Source organism: Paraburkholderia fungorum (assembly GCF_003610895.1).
In the GTDB taxonomy this organism is placed as follows: Bacteria; Pseudomonadota; Gammaproteobacteria; order Burkholderiales; family Burkholderiaceae; genus Paraburkholderia; species Paraburkholderia fungorum_B.
Genome location: NZ_MCAS01000067.1, coordinates 232,744 through 255,378 on the forward strand (window position 1 = coordinate 232,744; position 22,635 = coordinate 255,378).

At 60.3% G+C, this 22,635-nt stretch carries 24 protein-coding genes; 8 read left to right on the top strand and 16 right to left on the bottom strand.

What is annotated here, in order from left to right:
* Window positions 1-91 precede the first annotated feature (91 nt).
* Window positions 92-1,033 carry a LysR family transcriptional regulator gene (locus BCY88_RS36625; RefSeq protein ID WP_120349021.1) on the top strand — a complete coding sequence of 314 codons (942 nt, stop codon included), beginning with the start codon at window positions 92-94 and terminating at the stop codon, window positions 1,031-1,033.
* On the opposite strand, the gene BCY88_RS36630 is transcribed toward BCY88_RS36625, so the two are convergent.
* The 5 genes from BCY88_RS36630 to BCY88_RS36650 form a co-directional block, all read right to left on the bottom strand.
* Window positions 1,030-1,266 carry a hypothetical protein gene (locus tag BCY88_RS36630; RefSeq protein ID WP_120348946.1) on the bottom strand — a complete coding sequence of 79 codons (237 nt, stop codon included), beginning with the start codon at window positions 1,264-1,266 and terminating at the stop codon, window positions 1,030-1,032. The genes BCY88_RS36625 and BCY88_RS36630 overlap by 4 nt on opposite strands.
* Window positions 1,263-1,679, bottom strand: a complete 417-nt coding sequence (locus tag BCY88_RS36635; RefSeq protein ID WP_120348947.1) for a VOC family protein — start codon at window positions 1,677-1,679, stop codon at window positions 1,263-1,265. The genes BCY88_RS36630 and BCY88_RS36635 overlap by 4 nt, the downstream gene beginning before the upstream one ends.
* Window positions 1,676-2,218 carry a helix-turn-helix domain-containing protein gene (locus BCY88_RS36640; protein ID WP_120348948.1) on the bottom strand — a complete coding sequence of 181 codons (543 nt, stop codon included), beginning with the start codon at window positions 2,216-2,218 and terminating at the stop codon, window positions 1,676-1,678. Before BCY88_RS36640 ends, BCY88_RS36635 begins: the two co-directional genes overlap by 4 nt.
* A 115-nt stretch (window positions 2,219-2,333) precedes the next feature.
* Window positions 2,334-3,245 carry a phosphotransferase family protein gene (locus tag BCY88_RS36645; protein WP_183081541.1) on the bottom strand — a complete coding sequence of 304 codons (912 nt, stop codon included), beginning with the start codon at window positions 3,243-3,245 and terminating at the stop codon, window positions 2,334-2,336.
* Between the two features lie 118 nt (window positions 3,246-3,363).
* Window positions 3,364-4,779 carry a tetratricopeptide repeat protein gene (locus BCY88_RS36650; RefSeq protein WP_120348950.1) on the bottom strand — a complete coding sequence of 472 codons (1,416 nt, stop codon included), beginning with the start codon at window positions 4,777-4,779 and terminating at the stop codon, window positions 3,364-3,366.
* 376 nt (window positions 4,780-5,155) lie between these two features.
* On the opposite strand from BCY88_RS36650, the gene BCY88_RS40055 reads away from it, so the two are divergent.
* Window positions 5,156-5,614, top strand: coding sequence for a hypothetical protein (locus BCY88_RS40055; RefSeq protein WP_183081542.1), 459 nt, complete (start codon window positions 5,156-5,158; stop codon window positions 5,612-5,614).
* A 142-nt stretch (window positions 5,615-5,756) separates the two neighbouring features.
* Here the strand turns inward: BCY88_RS40055 and BCY88_RS36655 are convergent, their stop codons facing one another.
* The 4 genes from BCY88_RS36655 to BCY88_RS36670 form a co-directional block, all read right to left on the bottom strand.
* A complete protein-coding gene (locus BCY88_RS36655; RefSeq protein ID WP_120348951.1) occupies window positions 5,757-6,140 on the bottom strand; it encodes a hypothetical protein in 384 nt (127 codons plus the stop codon).
* A 129-nt stretch (window positions 6,141-6,269) separates the two neighbouring features.
* Window positions 6,270-7,727: an NCS1 family nucleobase:cation symporter-1 gene (locus BCY88_RS36660; protein ID WP_120348952.1), complete on the bottom strand. Its 1,458-nt coding sequence runs from the start codon at window positions 7,725-7,727 to the stop codon at window positions 6,270-6,272.
* Window positions 7,728-7,861: 134 nt separating this feature from the next.
* Window positions 7,862-8,326 carry an SRPBCC family protein gene (locus BCY88_RS36665; protein WP_120348953.1) on the bottom strand — a complete coding sequence of 155 codons (465 nt, stop codon included), beginning with the start codon at window positions 8,324-8,326 and terminating at the stop codon, window positions 7,862-7,864.
* Between the two features lie 28 nt (window positions 8,327-8,354).
* A complete protein-coding gene (locus BCY88_RS36670; protein WP_120348954.1) occupies window positions 8,355-8,804 on the bottom strand; it encodes a tautomerase family protein in 450 nt (149 codons plus the stop codon).
* Between the two features lie 82 nt (window positions 8,805-8,886).
* Here BCY88_RS36670 and BCY88_RS36675 point away from each other — a divergent pair, with 82 nt between their 5' ends.
* Entirely contained in the window at window positions 8,887-9,876 is a 990-nt protein-coding gene (locus BCY88_RS36675; protein ID WP_120348955.1) for a GlxA family transcriptional regulator, read from the top strand.
* 186 nt (window positions 9,877-10,062) lie between these two features.
* Here the strand turns inward: BCY88_RS36675 and BCY88_RS36680 are convergent, their stop codons facing one another.
* The gene (locus BCY88_RS36680; protein ID WP_120348956.1) at window positions 10,063-11,022 is read right to left on the bottom strand and encodes a LysR family transcriptional regulator; all 960 of its coding nucleotides are present in this window, start codon (window positions 11,020-11,022) and stop codon (window positions 10,063-10,065) included.
* A 126-nt stretch (window positions 11,023-11,148) separates the two neighbouring features.
* Between BCY88_RS36680 and BCY88_RS36685 the strand changes: the two genes are divergently transcribed.
* Complete coding sequence (locus tag BCY88_RS36685; RefSeq protein WP_120348957.1) at window positions 11,149-11,652, top strand: hypothetical protein; 504 nt, start codon at window positions 11,149-11,151, stop codon at window positions 11,650-11,652.
* Between the two features lie 123 nt (window positions 11,653-11,775).
* Here the strand turns inward: BCY88_RS36685 and gcvA are convergent, their stop codons facing one another.
* A complete protein-coding gene (gcvA, locus tag BCY88_RS36690) occupies window positions 11,776-12,681 on the bottom strand; it encodes a transcriptional regulator GcvA (RefSeq protein ID WP_120348958.1) in 906 nt (301 codons plus the stop codon).
* A gap of 102 nt (window positions 12,682-12,783) precedes the next feature.
* Here gcvA and BCY88_RS36695 point away from each other — a divergent pair, with 102 nt between their 5' ends.
* Both BCY88_RS36695 and BCY88_RS36700 read left to right on the top strand, forming a co-directional pair.
* Window positions 12,784-13,626 carry a DMT family transporter gene (locus tag BCY88_RS36695; RefSeq protein WP_120348959.1) on the top strand — a complete coding sequence of 281 codons (843 nt, stop codon included), beginning with the start codon at window positions 12,784-12,786 and terminating at the stop codon, window positions 13,624-13,626.
* Between the two features lie 26 nt (window positions 13,627-13,652).
* A complete protein-coding gene (locus BCY88_RS36700) occupies window positions 13,653-14,414 on the top strand; it encodes an SDR family oxidoreductase (RefSeq protein ID WP_120348960.1) in 762 nt (253 codons plus the stop codon).
* A gap of 96 nt (window positions 14,415-14,510) precedes the next feature.
* Here the strand turns inward: BCY88_RS36700 and BCY88_RS36705 are convergent, their stop codons facing one another.
* From BCY88_RS36705 to BCY88_RS36730, 5 genes are all read right to left on the bottom strand, one after another.
* The gene (locus BCY88_RS36705) at window positions 14,511-14,873 is read right to left on the bottom strand and encodes a cupin domain-containing protein (protein ID WP_120348961.1); all 363 of its coding nucleotides are present in this window, start codon (window positions 14,871-14,873) and stop codon (window positions 14,511-14,513) included.
* A 142-nt stretch (window positions 14,874-15,015) separates the two neighbouring features.
* Window positions 15,016-16,092, bottom strand: coding sequence for a polyamine ABC transporter substrate-binding protein (locus BCY88_RS36710; RefSeq protein WP_259461630.1), 1,077 nt, complete (start codon window positions 16,090-16,092; stop codon window positions 15,016-15,018).
* A 792-nt stretch (window positions 16,093-16,884) separates the two neighbouring features.
* On the bottom strand, window positions 16,885-17,196 hold the full coding sequence (locus BCY88_RS36720; RefSeq protein WP_120348963.1) for a DUF4148 domain-containing protein: 312 nt from the start codon (window positions 17,194-17,196) through the stop codon (window positions 16,885-16,887).
* A gap of 173 nt (window positions 17,197-17,369) precedes the next feature.
* Complete coding sequence (locus tag BCY88_RS36725) at window positions 17,370-18,455, bottom strand: aldose epimerase family protein (protein WP_120348964.1); 1,086 nt, start codon at window positions 18,453-18,455, stop codon at window positions 17,370-17,372.
* A 33-nt stretch (window positions 18,456-18,488) separates the two neighbouring features.
* Window positions 18,489-19,706 carry a XylR family transcriptional regulator gene (locus BCY88_RS36730; protein ID WP_120348965.1) on the bottom strand — a complete coding sequence of 406 codons (1,218 nt, stop codon included), beginning with the start codon at window positions 19,704-19,706 and terminating at the stop codon, window positions 18,489-18,491.
* Between the two features lie 330 nt (window positions 19,707-20,036).
* Between BCY88_RS36730 and xylA the strand changes: the two genes are divergently transcribed.
* Together xylA and xylF are read left to right on the top strand one after the other, a co-directional pair.
* A complete protein-coding gene (gene xylA, locus BCY88_RS36735) occupies window positions 20,037-21,359 on the top strand; it encodes a xylose isomerase (RefSeq protein WP_120348966.1) in 1,323 nt (440 codons plus the stop codon).
* 174 nt (window positions 21,360-21,533) lie between these two features.
* Complete coding sequence (xylF, locus tag BCY88_RS36740; protein ID WP_120348967.1) at window positions 21,534-22,562, top strand: D-xylose ABC transporter substrate-binding protein; 1,029 nt, start codon at window positions 21,534-21,536, stop codon at window positions 22,560-22,562.
* The last annotated feature ends 73 nt before the right edge of the window (window positions 22,563-22,635 follow it).

The following is a 22,635-nucleotide window of genomic DNA, read 5'->3' on the forward strand; positions in this document are numbered from 1 at the left end:
CATCATGTGGGTGCGGCCTATCGTTGGCACGCTTGACCTCAAGATAGAATCGGCATCATCATGCGTCAAGCCAATGAGACTAATGCAAGGAATGCACGCTGTGCATATACGTGATCTCGATCTGAATCTGCTGGTGGTCTTCGACGCGCTGCTCCGCGAACGAAGCGTGACGCGAGCGGCGTCCGAAGTGGGGTTGTCACAGGGCGCCATGAGTCATGCGTTGAACCGGCTGCGGGCCTTTTTTGAGGACCCTCTGTTCGTCAAGACGCCATCAGGCATGGAGCCGACGCCGAAAGCCACCCTGCTTGGTGTTTCGATCGTTGAAGTCATGACGACCTTGCGCCAGGAGGTCGTTTCGCAGGCGCGCTTCGATCCTTCGACGGCGCGGCGCACCTTCGTTCTTTGCATGACGGACATGGGTGAGCTGGTCTTTCTGCCGCCGCTCATCCGGCGGCTGCGCGAGGAGGCGCCGAACTGCACACTGCGATCCATGCAAGTCCCGATCGAGCAGATCGAGGGACTGCTGGCGTCCGGGGAAGCGGATCTCGCGCTAGGGTCAATCCGTGCCGCACCCGACAATCTCTACCAGCAACAACTCTTTCTGCACACGTTCGTAACGATGGTGAGCGTGCGAAACAAGGAAATCGGCGAATCGATTACGCGTGAACAATTCGAAACGATGCCGCAGATTGTCGTTTCCCTGACTGGCCGCGCGGGCGCGGCTTATGACAGCGCGTTCGACGAATACGGCATCCATCGGAATGTGTATCTGACGACGCCGCACTTCCTGGTCGTGCCGCTATTGATCGACGAGCATCCCGAACTGATCGCCACAGTGCCGCTGGAGCTTGGGAACGTCTTCGCCAAGCTCGGGACCGTCAAGATTGTGCCGCCGCCGGTGCAGCTTCCGCCGTTCGCGCTTCGCCAGCTCTGGCATCCCCGGTTTCACGACGAGCCGGCGAACATCTGGCTTCGCCAACTCATCAAGCGCACGTTCGAACACTACCCCGACTTTCCGGAAAGCCGCCGTTAGGCACTCCCGCGGCTAAAGCGGCTGAGGCGACTAGAGCGGCTGAAGTAGGGCAGCGCGAACATATAGAGCCCCGTGAACACCAGGAGGGCCAGCGGCAGCAGCGGCGCGTAGGTGATCCAGGGTGGCGGGGGCCCTTTTCTCAGGCCCATGGCGACGAAGTTGGCGATAACCGTCAGCGTGAAAATGATGGATATCCACCGGTGAAATTGGCGAATCCAGCGGCTGGCGGTCATGTCGCGCTCCTCGGGGCCTGGATCATCTTCCAGCCGTTGCCGGCGGGGTCGCGGAAACCGGCATCCACGCTGCCAAAGCGGTCTATCGGTTCCTGGATGAATTCCACGCCGCGGGCTTTCAGTTCGGCGTAGCTGGCGCGGCAGTCGGTCACGGCGAGGACGAGAGGCGGCATGGCCCCCTTGGCGATCATCGCGCGCAGGGTTTGCGCCGTGGCTTCGTCGTGGATGGGCGGGCCGGGCGTGAACAGGCCGAGCTGGAACGAAGGCTGTTCAGGATGCTGGACCGTAAGCCAGCGGTAGGGACCGTTGCGCACGTCCGTATGGACGCGGAATCCGAGCTTGTCGACGTAGAACGTGAGCGCTTCGTCCTGGTTGTCGACGTACAAACCCACCACGTTGATACCTTGAGTCATGATTTCTCCTTGGTTGATGGCGGGACTGTATCTTTGGCCACGCGGCGGCGCTTCTCCAAAACTGCGATCGTGAGGTCGGGGCGTTGCGCGGCCTTCAGGACGCAGCCGGGTACGCGATCGATTTCAGGCATGTTGGCTTGCGTCTCAAGACGCATGGCGCTCGGGCTTTGGCCGGTGATGTCGTGGAAAATGCGCCCGAACGTGCCCAGGCTCTCCCAGCCGGTGGCGAAGGCAATTTCCGTGATGCTGAGTTCGGTGTCGCGCAGCAGCGTGGTGGCCTGCTCGATGCGCCGCGTCAGCAGGTAGCGGTGTGGCGGGAGGCCAAAGGCACGCTTGAAGGAGCGCGCGAAATGGGCTTCGGAGACACCGCTGACCTCAGCCAGACGCTTGACGGGCCAGGCCTCGTGTGAGGCGGCGTCCATGCGGTCTTTGGCGCGTAGCAGGCGGCGCAGCAGAGCGGGGTCCTGTAGTGCGCTTGTGCCGGCCGGTGCGGGGAGCGTGGCAAGCGGCGCGTCGTTCTGGTCTTCGCGAGCGGGCATGAGTTCAGAGGAGAGCTGGCCGTAGCGCGTAGTTTAGGGCTGACGGGTGTGGTCGCATAGTGGCGCGAGCCGTCTGTTCGACCTGCTGGCGGTGGTACAGAACCCGCGTTGATGCTTACGTCTCAGCCAGATGCAGCATAGCGTCGGCGATGCCGGTCAATTCGGCGGCGCGCGCGATTTCCCCTGCGACTTCGGCGGCCGCCAGAAAGCCGACGACCCACAGGGCCGCATAGAAGCGGATCGCCCGCAAGGCGTCGACTCGCGGGCGCCAGCAACGAATCAGTTCTTCCCCGTAGAAGCGGTAGGCCTCGCCAAGGTCCGCAGCGAGGTGAGCGAGCGTCGTACCGACGGACATCAGCGGGTCGCCATAGCAGACCGTGTCGCAATCGATGACGCCTTGTAGCACACCATGTTCGACCAGAACATTTTTCGTCGTCAGATCGTCAAGAAAGCACGTGGGGGATATCGAGGCGAAGTGGGGCTCGACGGATCTCCGTACGGCACGCAGACGAGCGCGCAGTTGCGAGAGCGGCGTTGCGTCGGCGGAAATCGAATCATTTGCCGGCTCGCCGAAGATATTCGTCCATTGCGCAAAGGTAGGGTGTCCGCCGATCTGCGACCAGCCAAATCCATCGCTGTGCGGCAAGCATCCTACGCGTTTCTGATAATCGGTCACGGCTTCAGCGACGCGAGTCATCTCTTCCCGGCGCATCTGCGGCAGTTCATAGGCGAGATCGCGACCCGGTATCCAGTTCAGGATAACGAATGAACCACCTGTTGCCGTGTCGCCGCTCGCAAGCACGGTCTGGACGGGTAGCGCCATTGCACGCAGGATGCCCAGATTGTGACGCGTGTACGCGAAGGCGTTGCGTCGCGGACTAACACGCAACACGATCGATTTTCCTTCCGGAAGATCGGCCCGAAAGATGCAGTTGCCACTTTGCGTGAGTAACTGCCGTGCCGCGGAAACCGGATTCACATGAAGCGCCGTGCGAACCAGTCCGGCGGCTTGTTCGTCGTCGATCACGTTTGTCTCCGCGCATACCGTGCTGTATGAAGTGCGGTCTATTGCAGCGGATTTGTGTCGGCAGAGCAAGGGGGCGAATGTTATCGTTGATTACGTCATTACATTTTAGTAGTGATCCTTACGACTTTAATTCGATTCTTTCCTGAACGAACGATACTTTGGAAGAATCGCGCGCTCGCCGTTCGAGCATGGTATGGAATGCCCGCTTGATGCGCTCAACGGCTTCGGTCTTGTACGGGAACTGTTGGTTATTCCCATGAACGAGCATGCTCGCGTTGACCTCGAACACGACGATGGCGCCGTCACGCGCAAGCGAACAGTCGATGCCGAAAAAATCGAGGCCGATCGCATCGCGAATCGACTCTAATCCTGTGCGCTGTGCTGCACCGAATACACGCCATGGATCATCGAGGAATGCCCGTTCTTCGGCCTGCATCCACGCATGACTGGCCATACTGGTCGTGACATGGTGCACCTTCCATTTGTCGTCGATGGCGAGGTGGTACGGCAGGATCTCATCACCAGCGCAGATGAAACGGTATTTGCGGAAATAGCCATCGTCTGAGCGATAGTCGACAAACGGCGTGAGGTAGTAGCTGCCGGCATCGTGCCGGTTCAGGAACGCCAGTAACTGTGCGCAGTCTTCCATTCGCTCGAAGTCGTCGCCACCATGCGTGCCGGCTGGCCTCACCAGCAGCGGAAACGACAGCGGCGCCTGAGAAGCGCGCAAGAGCATTGCGCGCAACTCGGCCACTGAATGGCGCCGAGTTTGTGGGACGCGACAACCCGCTACTTCCGAGAGACGCCGCGCGACCGACTCCCGGCCCGTATCCGCAACTATTCGCGGATGATTGATGACCGGCCGACCGAGCCCCTCTATAAGCGCTTGCGCGGGCTCGAGGAGGGCGTGTCCCTGATCGACGTCGGAGATCAGATTGACGACTACGTCGGCATAGGGTCGCAGCCGGTCGACGTCGTAGTCCACGTCCCGCAACAGCGTGAAGACATTGCTTTCAAAGCGTGCGTGTCCGATCAGATGCTCAATGGGCGTATTGCCCGCACCAGGTGCGAATACAAATAGCACGCGGAAATCCGGCGGCGCGACGACGGCTGGGACGGTGAGCAGCGGCTTCAATTTCAGTGCACGGCGATAGTTTGCGTCCGCCTCACTATGGAGACCTAACGCCTGTTGAAGATTTGCGACGATATGTAAGGTCGCGGGATCGTCAGGGTCGTGTTCAAGGACGCGTCTGAAATGATCGAGCGCATGCTGCCGCCGGCCTGCGCACGCATTAGCAAAGCCAAGCTGGCGATGCACGGCGGTATGGTCACCGGGGCGGTTCAGCAGCGGCGTAAGCCAGCTGATTGCTTCGTCGAAACGATCCTGCCGGATCAACACCTGTGCGAGTCCAAAGCATGCGTCCCAGCGGTCCGGTTCGATACTGATTGCTTGACGGTAATGACGCTCGGCGAGGTCGAGACGGCCCGCCTGATGGTACGCGGACGCGAGGGAAAAAAGACGGTCGATGGACATGTTTGAAGAGCGCCGCAAGCAACGTGACGCGATACTGACGGGCCGGTAAAGCGAAGGTTAGGACAGTTCTGTTATCAGGTGACGTGGGTAAAACCTGACCAGATGGGATGAACGAAAGGAGCATAGCAGCGCAAGTACACGGCGCTAATCGGAGCCGGACGCCGAATACTTACCGACACTTACCATGACCATGCGACGTAACTTCTCGTAACGCGGTGCCGTGCGGCAACGGCAGCAGGCCGCGACCCATTCGTCGATCGCTTCGTCATTAACAGCGCAACTGCGTGTAAATTCGGATCTGGTGGTTTTCGACCCGCCACTGCATTTTCGAATCGGTCGTCATTGAAGTCGGTCCGACAGTCGTACAGGAGCCGGTATGAGCACAAAGCATAATAAAAAGGGACATCTTGAAGCCGCGGCGTCACATCACGAGCAGGCCGCGCGATATCACCGCGCAGCGTCGCGATATTTTGAGGCCGGGCAAGACCATGCCCACGCTGCGCACCAGGCGATGATGGCGCATGGCCACACGTTGCACGCAGTCGATCAGGCACACGAGGCAGGCATACACAGCGCCAATACGCCGCCGGTAACTGCGGCGTCGACCGGCGCTGCCTCAGACAGCGCAAACGCGGCCAAACATCACGCAACGGCGGCGGAGCTTCACGACCAGGCGGCGCAACACATGCGCCACGCCGTCAAGCTTTTCGATCAGGACCGTAGTGCAGTTGCTCACGATGCACAGCTGGCGCTCTCTCTTGCCGTGCGTGCTTTGTCTCATGGCAACGAAGCAGCCAAACTGTTCGTCAAGCTCGTTCCCGCCGATGCTTCGTGAGCAATGCTGTATGAATTCAGCCCCGTGACGTCGCGTCTGGCGGGGTGTCATGCAGCAACCGATTGTTGCGCGGATCTACAACCGATGGCCGGCTGTAGATCCGCGCAAGGTGCATGCGGCTGACTGAGGTTTTTACTCGGGGCTATGCCTTGCGGTGCAGCAAATCTGCCGCAATGGATTTCGCATGCGCGACAGCTGCGTGTGCGTCAGGGAACACACCGAGCTGGTCCCAGCGTTCTTCGACGGCGTAAGTTCCTTTCATGCCGAGTGCCCTTTGCACGCTCAATTGCGCTGCGTACTTGCCGTCCTCCAGCGGCTGGGCCCTTGCAATCACTTTGTGCGGGAGATCGGATCGCTCCGGTTGAATCAACTCGACAGCGCCGCCCGGCACGCCGATGTTCTTCAGTTCGTTCCTTGTTTTGCAGTCCGGGCAGTAGAAGCACCACCCCTCGTTCTCCTGAATGGACCTGACCTGTCCGCGGGCCAGCACGGCGCGACATTCAACGTTTTCACAGATGAACGGCATAGCAGTCTCCGGAGTTGTTTGAGGGAAATCCTAGCATGACCGCCGACGGTTAACCATCGGCATTGTTGCCGTGCCTGCTCCGCGTTGCTAAAAGCCGGTAACCATCGTGACTCGCTCCCCAAAAAAACCTCAGGCGCGGGTCGGTGCGATCGCGGTACGCGGCCGCAGGGTCGCCATGATCAGGTAGATGCCACCACCGATCACCACGCCGAAGAACCACCCATAGGTATTCCACCAGGCCGGCAGCAGGTTGGTGAAATTGGGCAGAAAGGTGGAGAACACGCTGCCGATTGCCGCCGCGGCCAGCGCGTTGATATTCCAGCCGCCTTCGTAACGGTATTCGCCATACTCCTGATAGAGCGCCGCGACGTTGATGTTGCGCTTGGCCACCAGGTAGTAATCCACCAGAATGATCCCCAGCAGCGGGCCCATCGTCGCGCCGATCGCGTTGACGAAGTGCGCGGCGTTGCCTTCCCACGGCGCGAACGGGTAGAGCACCAGCGCGATGATCGCGGCGATGTAGCCGCCTTTCTTGAAGCCGATATGCTTCGGGAACGTGTTGGAGATGTCGAACGCGGCCGAGACGAAATTGGCCACCACGTTAATGCCCAGCGTGGCGACCGCGAAGGTCAGCGCCGCGATGAGCGCCAGCACCCAGCTGTCGAACTTGGCCGAGATCTGTTCGGGGTGGAGCAGTACTTCGCCGTACACCTTGAAGGCGGCGATGGTGGTGATGCCGGCAACCAGTGAGAACGCGATCAGGTTTACCGGCAGGCCCCACAGATTGCCTTTCTTTACCGCGTCGCGATTTTTCGCGTAGCGCGAGAAGTCGCAGAAGTTCAGGTATAGCGCGGCGAAGTAGGTGATCCAGGTCGCGCCCACGGCCATCAGCGCCCAGAAAGAACCCGGCTCGCCGCTGACGCCGGCGTCGCTGGTCTTCTCAAGCAGCGCCTTCATTGGAATGCCGTGGGAGAAAGAGAAGCCGCCGGCTTTGACGCACAGGCCGATCGCGAGAATCAGCATCGCGATCCACACTGCCGGACCGGCCCAGTCCTGGAATTTGCGCACCGTCTCCATGCCTTTCTGGATGATGAGCAGTTGCAGCGCCCAGATGATCACGTAGCAGATCAATTCCAGCGGTGAGTGGCCGAGCCACTGTGCGCCCTTGTGGAATGCCATCAGGCTGTCATTGCGGATCAGCAGCGCGACCACGGCACCGGATGCGGCTGCCGTCTGGGCGCCGTACCAGAAGCAGGCCACCACGGCGCGTACCAGTGCCGCCAGGTTGGCGCCCCACACACCAAAGGAGGCGCGCGCCAGCACCGGATAAGGGACGCCGGTTTTCTCCCCGGCGTAGCCGATCAGGTTCATCAGCGCGAAGATCACCAGCGAGCTGAGTCCGATTGCCAGCAGGAAGTTGGTGAAGCTGCCGCATAGCAGGAACAGGCTGGCGGCGAGGTAGTAGCCCCAGAGGCTGTGAACGTCGGAGGTCCAGACGTTGAAGATGCTGAAGGCGCCCCAGTTGCGCTGTCTGGCGGGCGCGAGGTCTTCGTTGTAAAGGCCGGGCGAGGGATCGCGGATTTCCATCTGACATCTCCCTGGAGTTCGTGGAACTGAGGAAACACCGCTGGGCATTCCCGGATGGAGATGTCCCCGCTTCTGAATGCAACGGGTCAATATTGCATGAGCAAAAAAAACCCGCCAAGCTCCAGGCGGGCGAATTATTTGCCGCGTAATGATTCGGCTTCGCAGACGGTTTTGAGTCTCGTCAGCCAATCTTGCAGTGCAGCATCCAGCAGTGGCTGGAAGGTGGTGGCGTTCTCCCGAACCACGTCACCACTCCAGGATTCCTCGGTATGGACGTGCACGCCGCGATCGGTCGCGGTGAATTCCCAGACGTGCACCCCAAAGATTCCCTGGGCCGGACCTGTCCACGCGATCCTTCGATTCGGCACGATCTCCTGAACGGTCGATGTAATCTGCAAGCCGCCTTCTTCCCATGTGAACGCAGAACCGGCCGCGAGAATACCTTCGAAGTGGGCGGCGCTCACAGTCGGCCGCCAGGCCGGCCATGCCGGGATATTGGTCTGAAAGGACCATACGGTTGACAGCGGTGCGTCGATGTCGATGTCATGTCGGGAGACTACCGGCGCATCTTGCTCGATGCTCACTGTCGTGGTGTTCATGGTTGGTTCCGTGGGGTGCAGATCACTGTCAAGCAAGCGATTTCAAGTGGATGAAACCAGCCGCGTCGGCAAAGTCCGGGAGACGCCAGACTACGCCATTGGCGCCCCATGACCCATCCGCGACATCGTGCACGATAACCGAGGTGGCCAGGCGGCGCTGGTCTGCAGCGGGCAATGCTTGCATGAATGCATCGTGGACCAGACTGACGTATCGGGCGCGGGCGGCCGCGTCGAGCACCCCGGCTGGCACGTAAATCATCGCCATGCACGGCAAAACCTGGGCTGTGACATTGAACCCTCCGCAGGTCCACAATCCTGGCGCGGCTTCGTCGATCACGACCCAGCACAGGAAGCGTTTCTTCGCGTCGTCGGGAATCTGCTCTGCAGCTGCAGCAGCATCGTTAAGCAAGCGCACCAGCGTGTCGCGATGCCCGGCGGGAAATGAATCCTTGGGAAGCTTGACCAGAATGTTCGGCAAGTGAGCCTCTTCATTTGTGTACGGAAGCTTGCATTAGAGCGCCGCCGTACGCAAAATCTGAGTGTCTGATTGGACATCTTTCATGCGTATTCAGCCATTCTACGATTTCACGATTCTGGTCCTCAGTGGCGCTTATCCATCGAGCGTCACGCTAACACTCGATATCCTCGCGGCTGCAGCTTCGGTGTCGGCACGCGTTGGTGTTGCCGCACCCAGGTGGCGCATCTACTCGATTGCGGGCAACAGGGTGCAGCTCGGACACGGTCTTTCAATCGAAGCGAAGCCTTTGCCGAAGACACTACGCGCCGATGGTTCAATCTGGATCGTGCCCGGACTGGGGCTTGAAAGCCCGACCGATCTGCCGGGACGTATGAAGCAAGACGACGCGCTCATGGCGATTAAGGCTCTGCGGGGTCATGCGCTGCGCGGCGGCACCGTAGCGGCATCCTGCTCCGCTGTCTTCCTCTTTCAGGCGGCCGGTCTGCTGGACGGCCGCCGGGCGACAACGTCGTGGTGGCTGGCGCCGCTACTGCAACGTTTGGAGAAACGCTGCACCGTCGATGCGGACCGCATGGTGCTGGAAGATGATGGCGTCGTGACGGCGGGCGCAGCACTCGCGCAAACCGATTTGCTGTTGTATTTGCTGCGAGGCAAGTTTGGGCCGGCGCTGGCGGATGCCGTATCGCGTGTGCTTCTTGTCGACGCGCGACAGGCACAGGCACCGTTCATTGCGCCGTCGTTGCTCGCGAGCGGGAGCGAACTGGTGGACAAGATCATCGCGCATGTGGAGGCTTCACTGCCGCAATTGCCTGGTTTGGCCGAGTTGGCGGCGCGGTTTTGCATGTCGCAGCGAACCTTCACGCGTCACGTGCGAGCCGCTACAGGCCGTAGCACTCAGGACCTGTTGCAAAGTGTTCGGCTTGGCAGGGCGCGCATGCTGCTTGCCACGAGCCGGATGACGGTCGAGCAGATCGCCGAGCAAGTAGGCTACAGCGATGCAACGGCGCTTAGAAGAATGATGCGTAAGCTTGTGGGCGCGACGCCGAGACAGTTCAGGCCGACCGCATATTGAACGGGCGGTTGATCTGATCTCAGGCGATATTTCCGTATCGATCCGACGTACGGCGCGCCCCATGCACTTACCGCACTGGCTCCAGGAGTTCGATGCGGTTCCCAAATGGGTCTGCCGTAAAGACTCTCGTAAAACCTTGAGTGGGCGTATCGCTCTTCACGTCATGGCCTGCTGCGCTCAGGCTGGCTATGATCGGCGCCAGGCTCTCCACGATGAACCCGGGATTTTGCCATGTTCCACAGGGCGGCTTTTCACATGATCGATGAAGGCGCGCAGCTTCGGCGTCATCTGCCGGCGACCTGGATAGTAGAGAAACACGCCCGGTATCACCGGCGCGAACGGCTCCAGCACGTGCACCAGTCTTCCCGCTTTCAACCCTTCAGCGACCATCGGCTCGGGTAGCTGTGCAAGGCCCATGCCTTCGGCTGCCGCGCCGAGCATGGTAGGAAAATCGCTGGCGATGAACGGGCCGGATACGGCAATCTCGATCGCCTGGCCGTTGTCGTTGAATGACCATAGCGCGAGCGCGCCGTTGGATCGCCGCCATCGCAAGCATGCGTGCTGGCGCAGCTCGTCCGTGTGGCTGGGTCGGCTGCGCCCTGCGAAGTAAGCAGTGCTGCCGACGACGACGAGACGAAGCGGTGGCGTCAACGGTACGGCAACCATGTCGGCGTCGACGAACTGGCCGAGCCTGATGCCGGCGTCGAACCCTTCCGCTGCAAGATCGATCAGCTCCTTGCTGGTGGCGATCTCCACTTCGACTTCGGGATAAGCCTGGCAGAAGGACGCGATCAGGGGTTCCAGCAGAATTGGCACTACTGCGCGCGGCACGGAAAGCCGCAACAATCCGGCGGGGCGTTGACCCAGTCCGCGCGCAACTTCACTAGCGGCGACCAGCTCATCGAAGGCCGGCTTTGCGTGCGAAAGATACCGTTCACCCGCTTCGGTCAGGCCGACACTGCGCGTGGTACGTATAAAGAGCGTTGCGCCAATACGCGCTTCAAGTACACGCACCGCCTGGCTGACGGCCGACGGCGTCACGCCAAGTTCCGCGGCTGCCCGGCGAAAACTGCGATGCTGGGCAACGCTCAGGAACACCTCCACGCCATCGAGCGCGCCCTGCCTGACTGTGAAGTTCTGCTTCATAGCCCGTCAACATTGTGGTGAATAGTCGCCCGCGAGAGGCCATGGTACACCTACGCCTGCAGATCACGCGCCGGCAGATCCCCGTCCCGGCCTCAGTGCGGCAGACAACACCTGACAGGAGGCAACATGCCACCGGAGCTTCTCTTTCAATTGCATCTCGTTCTGGGGTATGTCGCCTGGCTGCTCTGCTTGCGCGTATACGTCTGGCCCAAACTCAAGTCGATGGACCCATTCGACGCGCAACGCGCCATCGCCACTTTGCACAGCTTCCGCTTCTTTGGTCTGGTCTTCATTCTGCCGGGCATCGTCAGCCCCGATCTGCCTGCCAGCTTCGCCGAGTTCGCCGCATATGGTGACTTCGCAACGGGAATTCTGGCAATGCTGGCGCTACTCACAGCACGAATGCGCGCTCTCTTCTGGCTATTCGTCGTAGCGTTCAATCTCGTAGGCGTGACCGACCTTATTCTCGACTACTACCACGCTATCGAAGCCGATCTACCCGCGCATGCGGGGCAGTTTGGCGCTACGTACGCGATTCCGATCATCTATGTGCCACTGCTGATGATTACGCATGTTTGCGCGTTCTATCTGCTGCTGCGGCCCCAGCTCAAGGTGGCCCAGAGCTTTTGATCTTTCCGTAAGTCACGACGTTGCCAAAGCGTGACCTGCTTCCAGCAGGCGGCGACGAAAGGGTCCAACGCAATGACGGCGAGGCCACGGTGCGATCTCATACGATGACGCGGGGAGAGATAGCTAAGGCGCCGTCTCTGTTCGTGAACGCGTGCCCTCACGCTCGAGCCACGAGCGGAACAGCACGATCACGTCATCTGCGGATCTGCCATCCGGAACGTAACTGCAATAGCTCCGCGACGGTAGACGAGGACTAGCGAACGGCTCGACAAGCCGGCCCGCAGCAAGGTCGTCCGAAACAAGCGCAGTCGGCCCCATGGCGATGCCTATGCCGTCGATGGCAGCCTGCAACGTCAGATAGAAGTGATCGAAAGTTAGGGCTGCAGCCGGGCGGAGTGCGGGAATCTGTGCCCTCGCCAGCCAGTCCGGCCAGAGTCGCGGCAAACTCGTCGTGTGCAGCAACGTATGCTGCTGCAGATCGTTCGGCATCCGAAGCGGCAGTCGCTGCAAGAGTGCGGGACTGCAAACGGGAAGTCTTTCCTCGGACAGGAAAGGTCGCATCAAATAGCCATAAAACGTGTCCGGACCGCCCCGGATGATGACGTCATAGATCTCTTTGAGACTTTCCACCGGCTCGTTCGACGTCTCTACCCTGACGTCCACGTCGGCATGCTCGACACGGAATCTCTCCAGTCTCGGCACCAACCAGCGCAATGTGAACGTTGCGGGCGCATTCACGGACAGTGTTCGGGAGACCGGCGCGGGGACACCGTATCTGGCGGTTGCCTGCGCGATCTGCTCGAACACGGGGCCGATTTCCTCCAGGTAGGCCTTTGCCGCTGCAGTGAGCGCCACGCGCCGGTTATGCCGTTCAAACAGCGGTGCGCCCAGCCACTCTTCAAGCAGGCGCACGTGCTGGCTCACCGCACCCTGAGTCACATGCAATTCCGCAGCGGCTTCCTTGAAGCTGCCTAGCCGGCCCGCGGCCTCGAAGGCGCGCAATGCATTGAGTGGAGGCAATGTCCGCATGGTTCGAAGTAGTTTATCTAACGCGAATCCGCAATTTATCTGGTTTGTTGGCCCGTCACAAGATAGATATCCTTCTCGCTACACCTTCTCACCTGGACGCGCATGCTCAGTTACACCGGTGGCTTCGTCCTCCTTGCCGCACTGCTCCACGCGAGCTGGAACGCGATGCTGCACGGCAACGGCGACCGCTTGCTGTCCATGACGTGGATGAGCATCGCCATCGCGGCGGTCTCTACGGTCGTGATTCTGTTGGCGCCGTGGCCGGCCGGCGCGGCCTGGCCGTACATCGTCACATCGGGGCTCGTGCATATCGTCTACAACGTGACCCTCGTGCGGTCGTACCGCCGCAACGATCTGGCGCAGGCCTATCCGATCGCGCGCGGTTCATCGCCGCTGCTCGTCACGCTCGGCGCGGCGCTCTTCGCGCATGAGGCGATCAGCCCCTTGCACGGTTTGGGGATCGCGATGATATCGGGAGGCATCATTGCGATCGCGCTGGAGAGGCGCCATGTGTCGCGAGCGGGTGCACTGGCCGCGCTAACGACTGGTGTGACGATCGCGCTCTATACCGTGATCGACGGCATCGGCGTGCGCTTGTCCGGCGGCGAGGCGCTCGCCTACACCGCGTGGATGTTTCTGTTCTATTGGCTGATGCCGGTGCTGTTCGTCGCGACGCGTGGGTTCGCGGCGCTGTGGGCGCCGGTACGGGCGGCGCCAATGGCAATCGGCTCGTCGCTGGCTGGCGGCCTCGTGTCGATCGCGGCGTATGGCATCGTGATATGGGCGTTGCAGTCGGGCGCGATGGGCTCGGTATCGGCCTTGCGCGAGACGAGTGTGGTGTTTGCGGTGCTGATCGGACGAATGTTTCTACGGGAAACGGTCAGTGGGAAACGCTGGCTCGCTTGCGTGATCGTCGCGGGTGGCGCGGTTTGTTTGGGGCTTTGACTCATCATCACGTGGAGGTTCGCTAAATGAATACTGATTCTCAGGCCCCGTTGATTCTGATAACGGGTGGAAGTCGTGGCGTAGGCGCGGCGACAGCGCGCCTTGCTGCCGCACAAGGTTACGACGTGGCGATCAGCTTCGTTTCCAACGAGTCTGCCGCCCTCGCGGTGGCGGCCGATGTGGAAGCGGTTGGGCGTCGAGCTTTACCCGTGCGTGCAGATAGCGCGGATCCTGAGGAGGTCGCCCAGTTATTCGCCGCAATCGACCGGACCTTTGGCCGGATCGATGTGCTGGTGAACAATGCCGCGGTACTTGCACCGCAGTCCCGGCTGGAGGATCTCGAATTCGAGCGGATGCAGCGTATCTTCGCGGTCAACGCGATCGGCCCTATCCTCTGTGCACAGCAGGCAGCGAAGCGCATGTCGTATCGTCACAACGGGCGCGGCGGCGCCGTGATCAACATCTCATCGGCATCGGCCCGGCTTGGCAGTCCGAATGAATATGTCGACTACGCTGCGTCGAAGGGTGCCGTTGAGACGTTCACCACCGGCTTTGCCAAGGAAGTCGCGCGGGATGGGATACGCGTCAACTGCATTCGCCCAGGGCACATCTACACCGACATGCACGCCAGCGGCGGAGAGCCGGGACGGGTGGATCGCGTCAAAGACTCGATCCCCATGGGAAGAGGCGGTCAACCTGAAGAGGTTGCGCGGGCAATCCTATGGCTGGCAAGCGCCGAGGCTTCTTTCATTACCGGCACGTTTCTCGATGTCACTGGCGGTAAGTGAGCGACAGGGTGCGGTGCGGGACTTTCCTCGATGCACCGTTTCCCCGTCTACGACATCAGCATTCCCGGCAACACGCGACACTCCTGACACCACCACCTACCCTTTAAACTCCACCGAAACAAAAATCTTCCTGCACGGCTCAACAACTTCCCACGTCCCCTTAAACCCCGCCGGAATCAAAAAACGGTCCCCAGCCCGCACAGTCTTCGCTGTTCCATCCGCATCCCGAATCACGGACACGCCCTCAAGAATCTCGCAGTATTCACTCTCAGTGAAGTTCACCGCCCATTGACCGCAAACCCCCTCCCAAACCCCAGCCACGAGTTGCCCACACGGACTGGCAAAGTGCGTGTGAACCGCTTGCGAAGGATTGCCTGCAAGCACGGCTTCCGCCTTGGGCATGTACTCAACGCTTTCCTTAGCGGGCTGCGAAAAATCTACGATGTTCAGAATGCTCATAATGTCTCGAATGCAAACAGAGTTAAAAATCGAAGCTTCAAAAAGGACGTGACGCACACACCCACTGCATGCGCCACGCTCAAAAGGCGTCACCTAACGCCGCCAAAGATCGCTAAATCACAGCACGACAATCAACCAACCCTCAACTTCCCGATTTCAACTGCGCCCACAGCCGGTTCTCAAGCCGCATGATCGGCGCAGGCTGCGGCCGCATCAACGTCATTTTGCTCAGCACGGCCTCGGGTGGATACACGTTCGCGTCCTGCTCGATCGCCGGCGTCACAAACTGCCTCGCTGCCCGATTCACCGTCGGATAGAACACTTCGTTCGTAATTGCTGCGCTCACCTTGGGGTCTTCGATGTAGTTCATCCACTTCATCGCCGCTTCCGGATGCGGGGCATCTTTCGGAATGACCATCACGTCCATCCAGAGCAGACCCGCGTCCTTGATGTTCGAAAACCGCACCTCATACGAACGCTTTGCTTCCGCCGAGCGTCGCCGTGCAATTCCCACATCGCCCGAATAGCCGAACGCCACACAGATATCGTTGTTCGCCAGATCGTTGATGTAGCCGGATGAATTGAACTGCGTGATATAGGGCCGCACTTTCTTCAGCACTTCATACGCAGCCTGGTAGTCGCCGGGATTGGTGCTGTTCGGGTCCTTATGCATGTACTGAAGCACGGCCGGGAAAACGTCCGCGGCCGCATCGAGGAAAGACACGCCACAGCTTTTCAGCTTTGAGAGATTCGCCGGGTCGAACAGCAGCGACCAGTTATCAATCGGCGCGTCGACGCCGAGTGCTTTTTTCACGGCCTGAACGTTATAGCCGATGCCGTCGGTGCCCCACGCCCAAGGCACGCCGTATTGATTGCCGGGGTCCGCATCCGCGATCAGCTTCATCAGGCTGGGATCGAGGTTCGCGAGATTCGGCATCTTCGATTTGTCGATCTTCTGGTACACGCCTGCTTCGATCTGGCGCGCCATATAACTCGATGTAGGCACAACGATGTCATACCCGGAACTGCCTGCCAGTAATTTTGCCTGCAGCGTGTCGTCGCTGTCGTAACTGTCGTATTTCACGGTGATGCCGGATTGCTTTTCGAAGCCGGAAATCGTGTCTTTGGCGATGTAGTCCGACCAGTTGTAGACATTGATCGTAGTGTCCGCTGCGCGTGCAGCATTCATTGGGGATAAAGCGGTCAGCGAGCACAGCATCGTGCCGGTGAACGAGACGAGCTTGGCATGACGAATCTTCATTCGACTATCTCCTTGATTGCGGTCTTCAGTTTTCGCCGCAGCGCAGGCGCGGATGCACGAGCGCGGCGAGCCGCCCGTATGTCTCGCAAGAATGCGGGCGAGCACGGGACGTAACGCCTCCTGCCGCGGCGCAAGCGCACAGCAGAGCTAAATGAAACGTAGGCGGACGAGCGCTATGAACCGGCCAACGCTGGCAAGACAACTTGCGAAGCGCGGACGGACAAACGCATTGCAGGCATTCAAGCGCTCAATAAGCGGCCTGACTGCACGCAACACTTGCTCGCGAAAAGAGAAGGGGGCTAGGGCAGAAGCGACGCGATTTCGTCAGTTCGCACCCCAATGGCTGCGGGGGCGGCAATGACGTTGTGCCGGCGGACGGAGCGCCGCGACAACACGGTATCGATGGACAGGGGGCGGGATGGCGAAGCGCAGTTGCTCCCCTGATGAGCGATCGAGCAGCCAGACAGGAAAGTTCTTTCCCGACCAGGCTGGTATCTCACCAATGGACCACGGACTTTCACGATGGAACCCGAAGCGATGTTGAATAGAAGTCCTCGTTGATGCAGTTCGACCGCACTACGAGAACCACCAGACTGCCGCCCTAGGATATATGAGCCATTATTTTCGTCAAAGGATTTTCTGACACCGCGCTGTCATAGTGATGCGCGGTGAGACGCGTTCATGCGAGCGCATGCTTGAACAGGCATGGCCCGCATCGAACTCTGCAGCGGCAGATAGCGCTGGCGTTTTTTATTGACCGTCCATCGGCGCGGGCTGAGCCATAGGCGCAGCGGGTGCGGTCGTGCCGGTTTGCGACGATCCGTTCGCCGAGGAACCATAGCCGGTGGTGTCATGCTGTGCGGCTACGCGCGCTTCGGCTGCCTGAATGTCGCCGGGGTAGGTCGAGTCGCCGGAAGCGGCAGGGTTGTAGCCGGCCTGTTCAATCTGGATCAACTGCGCTTTGACCTCGGCACGGGTCAGCGGTTGCTGCTCCTGCGCGAACGACGCCACCGGGGCGGCTATAACAACGGCCAGTGCGATTGCCTTGATCAGCGATTTCATGATGCTTCCCTCCGAGAATTGTTTTGTCTGGCGCCGCAACGTGAGTTCGACGGCCTATGAACGATTCTAGGAAGCGGGTGCTCCAGGGCAAACCCCTAAACGGGTAATTCAGTCTTGCTGCAAATGATAAGTCGGCGTTATGTAATGCGCTTCGTAAGGCCGGGCGAATTACTTCAGAGTCCAGAACGTATGCCCACTCGATACTGGGTTGTTTGCCGGTAGGTGTTTCCGGGCCGCACGATGACCTGCTCCTGTTCAGTCATATTGACTTCGTTCGGGAAGCCGCCGGCTTCGAGACAAAGCCCGGCGTGTGGCTGATAGGCGATACTACCGCGTCCTATGTCGCCGTTTAGCGAATTGCCGGTGTAGAACTGTAAGCCGCGCTGATCGGTCGAGACGGTCAGCTCGCGTCCGCTGCCGGGGTCATATGCGCAGGCGGCCTGCCGTACTTGCAGTTCGCGCTCAGCCGTTGCGGCCTCAGTTGTGCCGCGCAGCACGTAACAGTGATCGAAGCCACCCGCCCTCGCTAACTGCGCATGCGGCCAATCGAGTCGTGCGCCGATTGGCGCGCTTTGCCGGAAGTCGAACGCGTTGCCCGCGACTTCCGCAAGCTCGCACGGGATCATCGAGGCGTCGACTTCGAAGAACCGGTCGGCGTCGATTGACAGCACGTGGCCGCGAATATCGGCCCCGCGCCGGCCTGTCAGGTTGAAATAGGGATGGCTCGTCAGGTTGAGTGGCGTCGCTGCGTCCGTCATGCCTTCATAGGCGATCGTCAACGTACCGTCGTCGTCGAGCGTGTAACGCACCTGCACCGTGACGTTGCCCGGAAATCCGGCGTCGCCTTCCGGTGACTCGAGGCGCATGACCAGCGCGCCATGATCTTCGCTCACGTCCCACACTGTGCGATGAAAACCGTGCGTGCCGCCGTGCAGCAGATTCGCGCCTTCATTGCGATCGAGCGTGTACTCGATACCGTCGAGCGTGAAGCGCGCATCGGCAATGCGGTTCGCCCACCGGCCGATCAGTCCGCCCATGTAGGTGGTGGCCGCCATGTATTGAGCGGGCGTGTCGTGGCCGAGCAGGATGTCGCCGAGCCGGCCTGCGCGGTCCGGCGCATGCCACGAGACCAGCGTCGCGCCCAGGTCGCTGACGGACACTTTCATGCCGTGCGCATTGCGCAGTGTGAAGAGTCGCACGGGATCGCCGCCAGGCAGTGTGCCCCATGGCTCAGAGGAAAGAGGTGCAATGCTGATCATGTGGTCGATGGAAACAGAAGATGGAGGGCATGCTCAGCCGGGCGCCGTCGTCGAATTCGCACGTTCCTGGTATTCGCGCGGCGTACAGCCGAGTTCCCGGCGAAACACCGCGTACATGTATTGCAGCGACGTGAAACCGCAACGGATCGCTACTTCAGCGCTCGACGCATCGCGCCTCGCAAGCAGCGCTTTGGCGACATCGAGCTTGTGACGCAAGATTTCCTGATGCACGGTGCACTGCCGTTCGCGCCGGAAGTACTCTTCGAGCGACGATCTCGACACGCCCACATAGTCCGCAACCTGTTCGGTGCGGATACCCTGGCAGGCGTACTGGCGGATAAAGTGCCGCGCGCGCATCACATACGGACTCGCGAGCGGCTGGTGTTTGGTCGATTCGAGCACATTGATGCCGACCGGCGGCACGAGAATGCGCCGTCCCGGGAAGCGCGCGCCGTGCAGCATCTGATGCAGCAGGTGAGCCGCGGTTCGCCCCATTTCTTCGGTGCCCTGAATCACGGAGGAAAGCGGAATGCGGGTCAAGGTACGCGTGAGCGGATCGTTGTCGATGCCGATGATCGCCACTTCTTCAGGCACCGGAATACCCGCGATCAAACAGGCCTGCAGCAAATGCCGCGCGCGGGCGTCGGTGACGGCGATGATGCCGACCGGTTTGGGCAATTGGCTCAGCCACGCGGTGAGCTGCTCGGTTGCCTGATTCCACGACGGCGCGCTGGTCGACAGGCCGCGATAGATCTCGGTGCCGATCTGCTCGGCGCTGTGGCCGTCCGCGCTGCGCAGGTGAGCAAACGCCAACTCGCGTTGCTGCGCCCAGCGATTTTCCTGCGCTTGCGGAAGGCTATACAGCGCGAAGTGCTCGAGTCCCGCACCGATCAGATGCGTGTAGGCGAGCGAAACGAGCTTGGCGTTGTCGGTTGCGATATAGGGTAAGTCCGGAGGGTAATGCGCCGGATCTTCAAACGATGAACCAACCGCCACCACCGGCAACGGGCAATCGCGCAGCGCCTCGCCCACCGCGGGATCGTCGAAATCCGCAATGATGCCGTCGCCGTCGAAACGCTCGATGCCCGTCAGCCGGCAGCGGAAATCCTCTTCGAGAAAGAGATCCCACGCCACGCGCGTGGACAGCAGGTAATTGCCGATACCGGTGATGATCTCGCGGTCGTAGACCTTGTTCGCGTTGAACAGCAGCGCGATCCGATGGGTCGTCTGTGGTGTTTGCGGACGGGTCATGGCAATGGGTGGCGTGCGAATCGGCGGGACTCGCTGCGCCTTTGTCTCCTGTCGGCCAGAGTTGGCGCTTTAGCGCCTTACTCTGGTCCCATGCAAGATGGTTGCGGTTAGGTGCAAGCCTAAGGCGGCACCGTTTTTAAGCGTCTGGTTATTCTAGGCTGCGAAGCTCGCGCCGGTGTGAAACAAACGCACGGGCACTAAGAAACATTAAGCGCGCTGCGCAATTTCGCAATTGCCGATGCATCTGGCAAGCGGCAGCATGGCGTCACCTTGTCAACCGGCGCGGCGCTGCCGCACGGGTTGCAGTGCAGCATAAAACCGGAGACGCTGATGTCCTACTTCGAACATATTCCCGCGATTCGCTATGAAGGCCCGCAATCGGATAACCCGCTTGCGTATCGCCATTACGATAAGAGCAAACGCGTACTCGGCAAGACACTCGAAGAACATCTGCGTATCGCCGTGTGCTACTGGCATACGTTCGTGTGGCCCGGAGTCGATATTTTCGGGCAGGGGACGTTCCGGCGTCCATGGCAGCAGGCTGGCGATGCGATGGAACGGGCACAGCAAAAAGCCGACTCGGCATTCGAGTTCTTCTCGAAGCTCGGCACACCGTACTACACGTTTCACGATACCGACGTCGCGCCGGAAGGTGACAGTCTGAAAACGTATAGCGAGAATTTCACACGCATCGCCGACTACCTTGCCCGCAAGCAGCAGGATACCGGCATCAAACTACTGTGGGGCACGGCAAATCTGTTCTCGCATCCGCGCTACGCGGCAGGCGCCGCGACCAGTCCCGATCCGGAGATTTTCGCGTTTGCCGCCACGCAGGTTCGTCACGCACTGGACGCGACGCAACGGCTCGGCGGTGAAAACTATGTGTTGTGGGGCGGCCGCGAAGGCTACGACACGCTGCTCAATACCGACCTCGTGCGTGAACGCGATCAGCTTGCCCGGTTCCTGCATATGGTGGTCGAACACAAGCACAAGATCGGCTTCAAAGGCGCATTGCTGATCGAGCCGAAACCGCAGGAACCGACCAAGCACCAGTTCGATTACGACGTGGCGACCGTGCACGGCTTCCTGTTGCAATACGGCCTGGAGAAAGAGATTCGCGTGAACATCGAGGCCAATCACGCGACGCTGGCCGGTCACTCCTTTCATCACGAGATCGCCACCGCGTATGCGCTCGGTATTTTCGGCAGCGTCGACGCGAATCGCGGCGATCCGCAGAACGGCTGGGACACGGATCAGTTTCCGAATAGCGTCGAAGAACTGACGCTGGCCTTCTACGAAATTCTTAAGCACGGCGGTTTCACAAGCGGCGGCATGAACTTCGACGCAAAGGTACGACGGCAGAGCGTCGATCCGGAAGACCTGTTCTTCGGTCACATTGGCGCGATCGATAATCTGGCGCTCGCCGTCGAGCGTGCCGCGACGCTGATCGAGAACGATCGGCTCGAGCAGTTCAAGCGTCATCGTTATGCGGGATGGGATTCGGAGTTCGGCCGCAAGATTCTCAAGGGCGACTATTCGCTCTCGACACTGGCCACGGACGCGCTGGCGCGCGGCCTGAATCCGCAGCATGCGAGCGGCCGGCAGGAGCAGTTGGAAAACGTTGTGAATCAGGCCATTTACAGCAATCGCTAAAAGGCCGTCGCGAAGTAAGGCCTGAGAGAGGGTACGCAGTAAACCATAAGAAACGCGCGGCCACGTTGACCGCGCGAATTAAAAGACGCTTTCGGTTGTCGCTTGTCCGGTTCTGTGGCTCGCAGCACAGACCGTCCAATCCGGTATTCGGGCTATCAGAACAAGGAGTGAGACATGAAATTCGCAACGCGCCGTACCCTACTGAGTTCGCTTGTGTGTGGAGCCGTGCTCGCCAGCCTGTCGCTTGCCGCGCCGCTCGCGCACGCAAGCAAGGATCACCCCGAAATTGGTTTCTGTATCGACGATCTGCGTGTCGAGCGCTGGTCGCGCGATCGGGACTATTTCGTTGCAGCAGCCGAAAAGCTCGGCGCCAAAGTATCGGTGCAATCCGCCGATGCAAGCGAAGAACGGCAGATTTCGCAAATCGAAAACCTGATCTCGCGCGGCGTGGATGTGATCGTAATCGTGCCGTTCAATTCGAAGACGCTCGGCAATGTCGTCGCGGAGGCGAAGAAGGCGGGTATCAAGGTCGTTTCGTATGACCGCCTGATTCTCGACGCCGATGTGGACGCCTATATCTCGTTCGATAACGAGAAGGTCGGCGAGCTGCAGGCGCAAGGTGTTTATAACGCGCAACCGAAGGGCAATTACTTCCTGCTCGGCGGCGCGCCGACCGACAACAACGCCAAGATGCTGCGCGAAGGCCAGCTCAAAGTGTTGAAACCGGCGATAGATAAGGGCGATATCAAGGTTGTGGGTCAGCAGTGGGTGCCGGAGTGGAGCGCATCGACAGCGCTGCGTATCGTTGAGGATGCGCTCACGGCGAACAACAACAAGATCGATGCGATCGTCGCCTCGAACGACGGCACCGCGGGCGGCGCGATTCAGGCGCTTGCGGCACAGCACATGGCGGGCAAGGTGCCGGTGTCGGGCCAGGATGCTGACCTTGCGGCAGTGAAGCGCGTGATCGCCGGCACGCAAACCATGACCGTGTACAAACCGCTGAAGCTGATCGCGAGTGAAGCAGCGAAACTCTCTGTCGCGCTTGCGAAGGGCGAGAAGCCGGCCTTTAATGCCCAGTACGACAACGGCAAGAAGAAGGTCGACACGGTGCTTCTGCAACCTACGTTGCTCACCAGGAGTAACGTCGATGTGGTCGTCAAGGACGGCTTCTACACCCAGGCCCAGCTCGCGAGCCAATGAGCGTAACGTGTGCGTAGTTCGAGCCGGTGTGCCTGGTGTATGCCTGGTATGTGCCAGGCACATCGGCACGACT

Bases quoted from the DNA above. Each gene is read 5' to 3' on its own strand.
- BCY88_RS36640 (WP_120348948.1), bottom strand. From the start codon at position 2,218: ATGCCCGCTCGCGAAGACCAGAACGACGCGCCGCTTGCCACGCTCCCC.
- BCY88_RS36660 (WP_120348952.1), bottom strand. From the start codon at position 7,727: ATGGAAATCCGCGATCCCTCGCCCGGCCTTTACAACGAAGACCTCGCG.
- xylA (WP_120348966.1), top strand. From the start codon at position 20,037: ATGTCCTACTTCGAACATATTCCCGCGATTCGCTATGAAGGCCCGCAA.
- BCY88_RS36720 (WP_120348963.1), bottom strand. From the start codon at position 17,196: ATGAAATCGCTGATCAAGGCAATCGCACTGGCCGTTGTTATAGCCGCC.
- BCY88_RS36675 (WP_120348955.1), top strand. From the start codon at position 8,887: ATGCGTATTCAGCCATTCTACGATTTCACGATTCTGGTCCTCAGTGGC.
- xylF (WP_120348967.1), top strand. From the start codon at position 21,534: ATGAAATTCGCAACGCGCCGTACCCTACTGAGTTCGCTTGTGTGTGGA.
- BCY88_RS36635 (WP_120348947.1), bottom strand. From the start codon at position 1,679: ATGACTCAAGGTATCAACGTGGTGGGTTTGTACGTCGACAACCAGGAC.
- BCY88_RS36625 (WP_120349021.1), top strand. From the start codon at position 92: ATGCACGCTGTGCATATACGTGATCTCGATCTGAATCTGCTGGTGGTC.
- BCY88_RS36685 (WP_120348957.1), top strand. From the start codon at position 11,149: ATGCCACCGGAGCTTCTCTTTCAATTGCATCTCGTTCTGGGGTATGTC.
- BCY88_RS36680 (WP_120348956.1), bottom strand. From the start codon at position 11,022: ATGAAGCAGAACTTCACAGTCAGGCAGGGCGCGCTCGATGGCGTGGAG.
- BCY88_RS36630 (WP_120348946.1), bottom strand. From the start codon at position 1,266: ATGACCGCCAGCCGCTGGATTCGCCAATTTCACCGGTGGATATCCATC.
- gcvA (WP_120348958.1), bottom strand. From the start codon at position 12,681: ATGCGGACATTGCCTCCACTCAATGCATTGCGCGCCTTCGAGGCCGCG.
- BCY88_RS36705 (WP_120348961.1), bottom strand. From the start codon at position 14,873: ATGAGCATTCTGAACATCGTAGATTTTTCGCAGCCCGCTAAGGAAAGC.
- BCY88_RS36655 (WP_120348951.1), bottom strand. From the start codon at position 6,140: ATGCCGTTCATCTGTGAAAACGTTGAATGTCGCGCCGTGCTGGCCCGC.
- BCY88_RS36650 (WP_120348950.1), bottom strand. From the start codon at position 4,779: ATGTCCATCGACCGTCTTTTTTCCCTCGCGTCCGCGTACCATCAGGCG.
- BCY88_RS36695 (WP_120348959.1), top strand. From the start codon at position 12,784: ATGCTCAGTTACACCGGTGGCTTCGTCCTCCTTGCCGCACTGCTCCAC.
- BCY88_RS36725 (WP_120348964.1), bottom strand. From the start codon at position 18,455: ATGATCAGCATTGCACCTCTTTCCTCTGAGCCATGGGGCACACTGCCT.
- BCY88_RS36730 (WP_120348965.1), bottom strand. From the start codon at position 19,706: ATGACCCGTCCGCAAACACCACAGACGACCCATCGGATCGCGCTGCTG.
- BCY88_RS36700 (WP_120348960.1), top strand. From the start codon at position 13,653: ATGAATACTGATTCTCAGGCCCCGTTGATTCTGATAACGGGTGGAAGT.
- BCY88_RS36710 (WP_259461630.1), bottom strand. From the start codon at position 16,092: ATGCTGTGCTCGCTGACCGCTTTATCCCCAATGAATGCTGCACGCGCA.
- BCY88_RS36665 (WP_120348953.1), bottom strand. From the start codon at position 8,326: ATGAACACCACGACAGTGAGCATCGAGCAAGATGCGCCGGTAGTCTCC.
- BCY88_RS40055 (WP_183081542.1), top strand. From the start codon at position 5,156: ATGAGCACAAAGCATAATAAAAAGGGACATCTTGAAGCCGCGGCGTCA.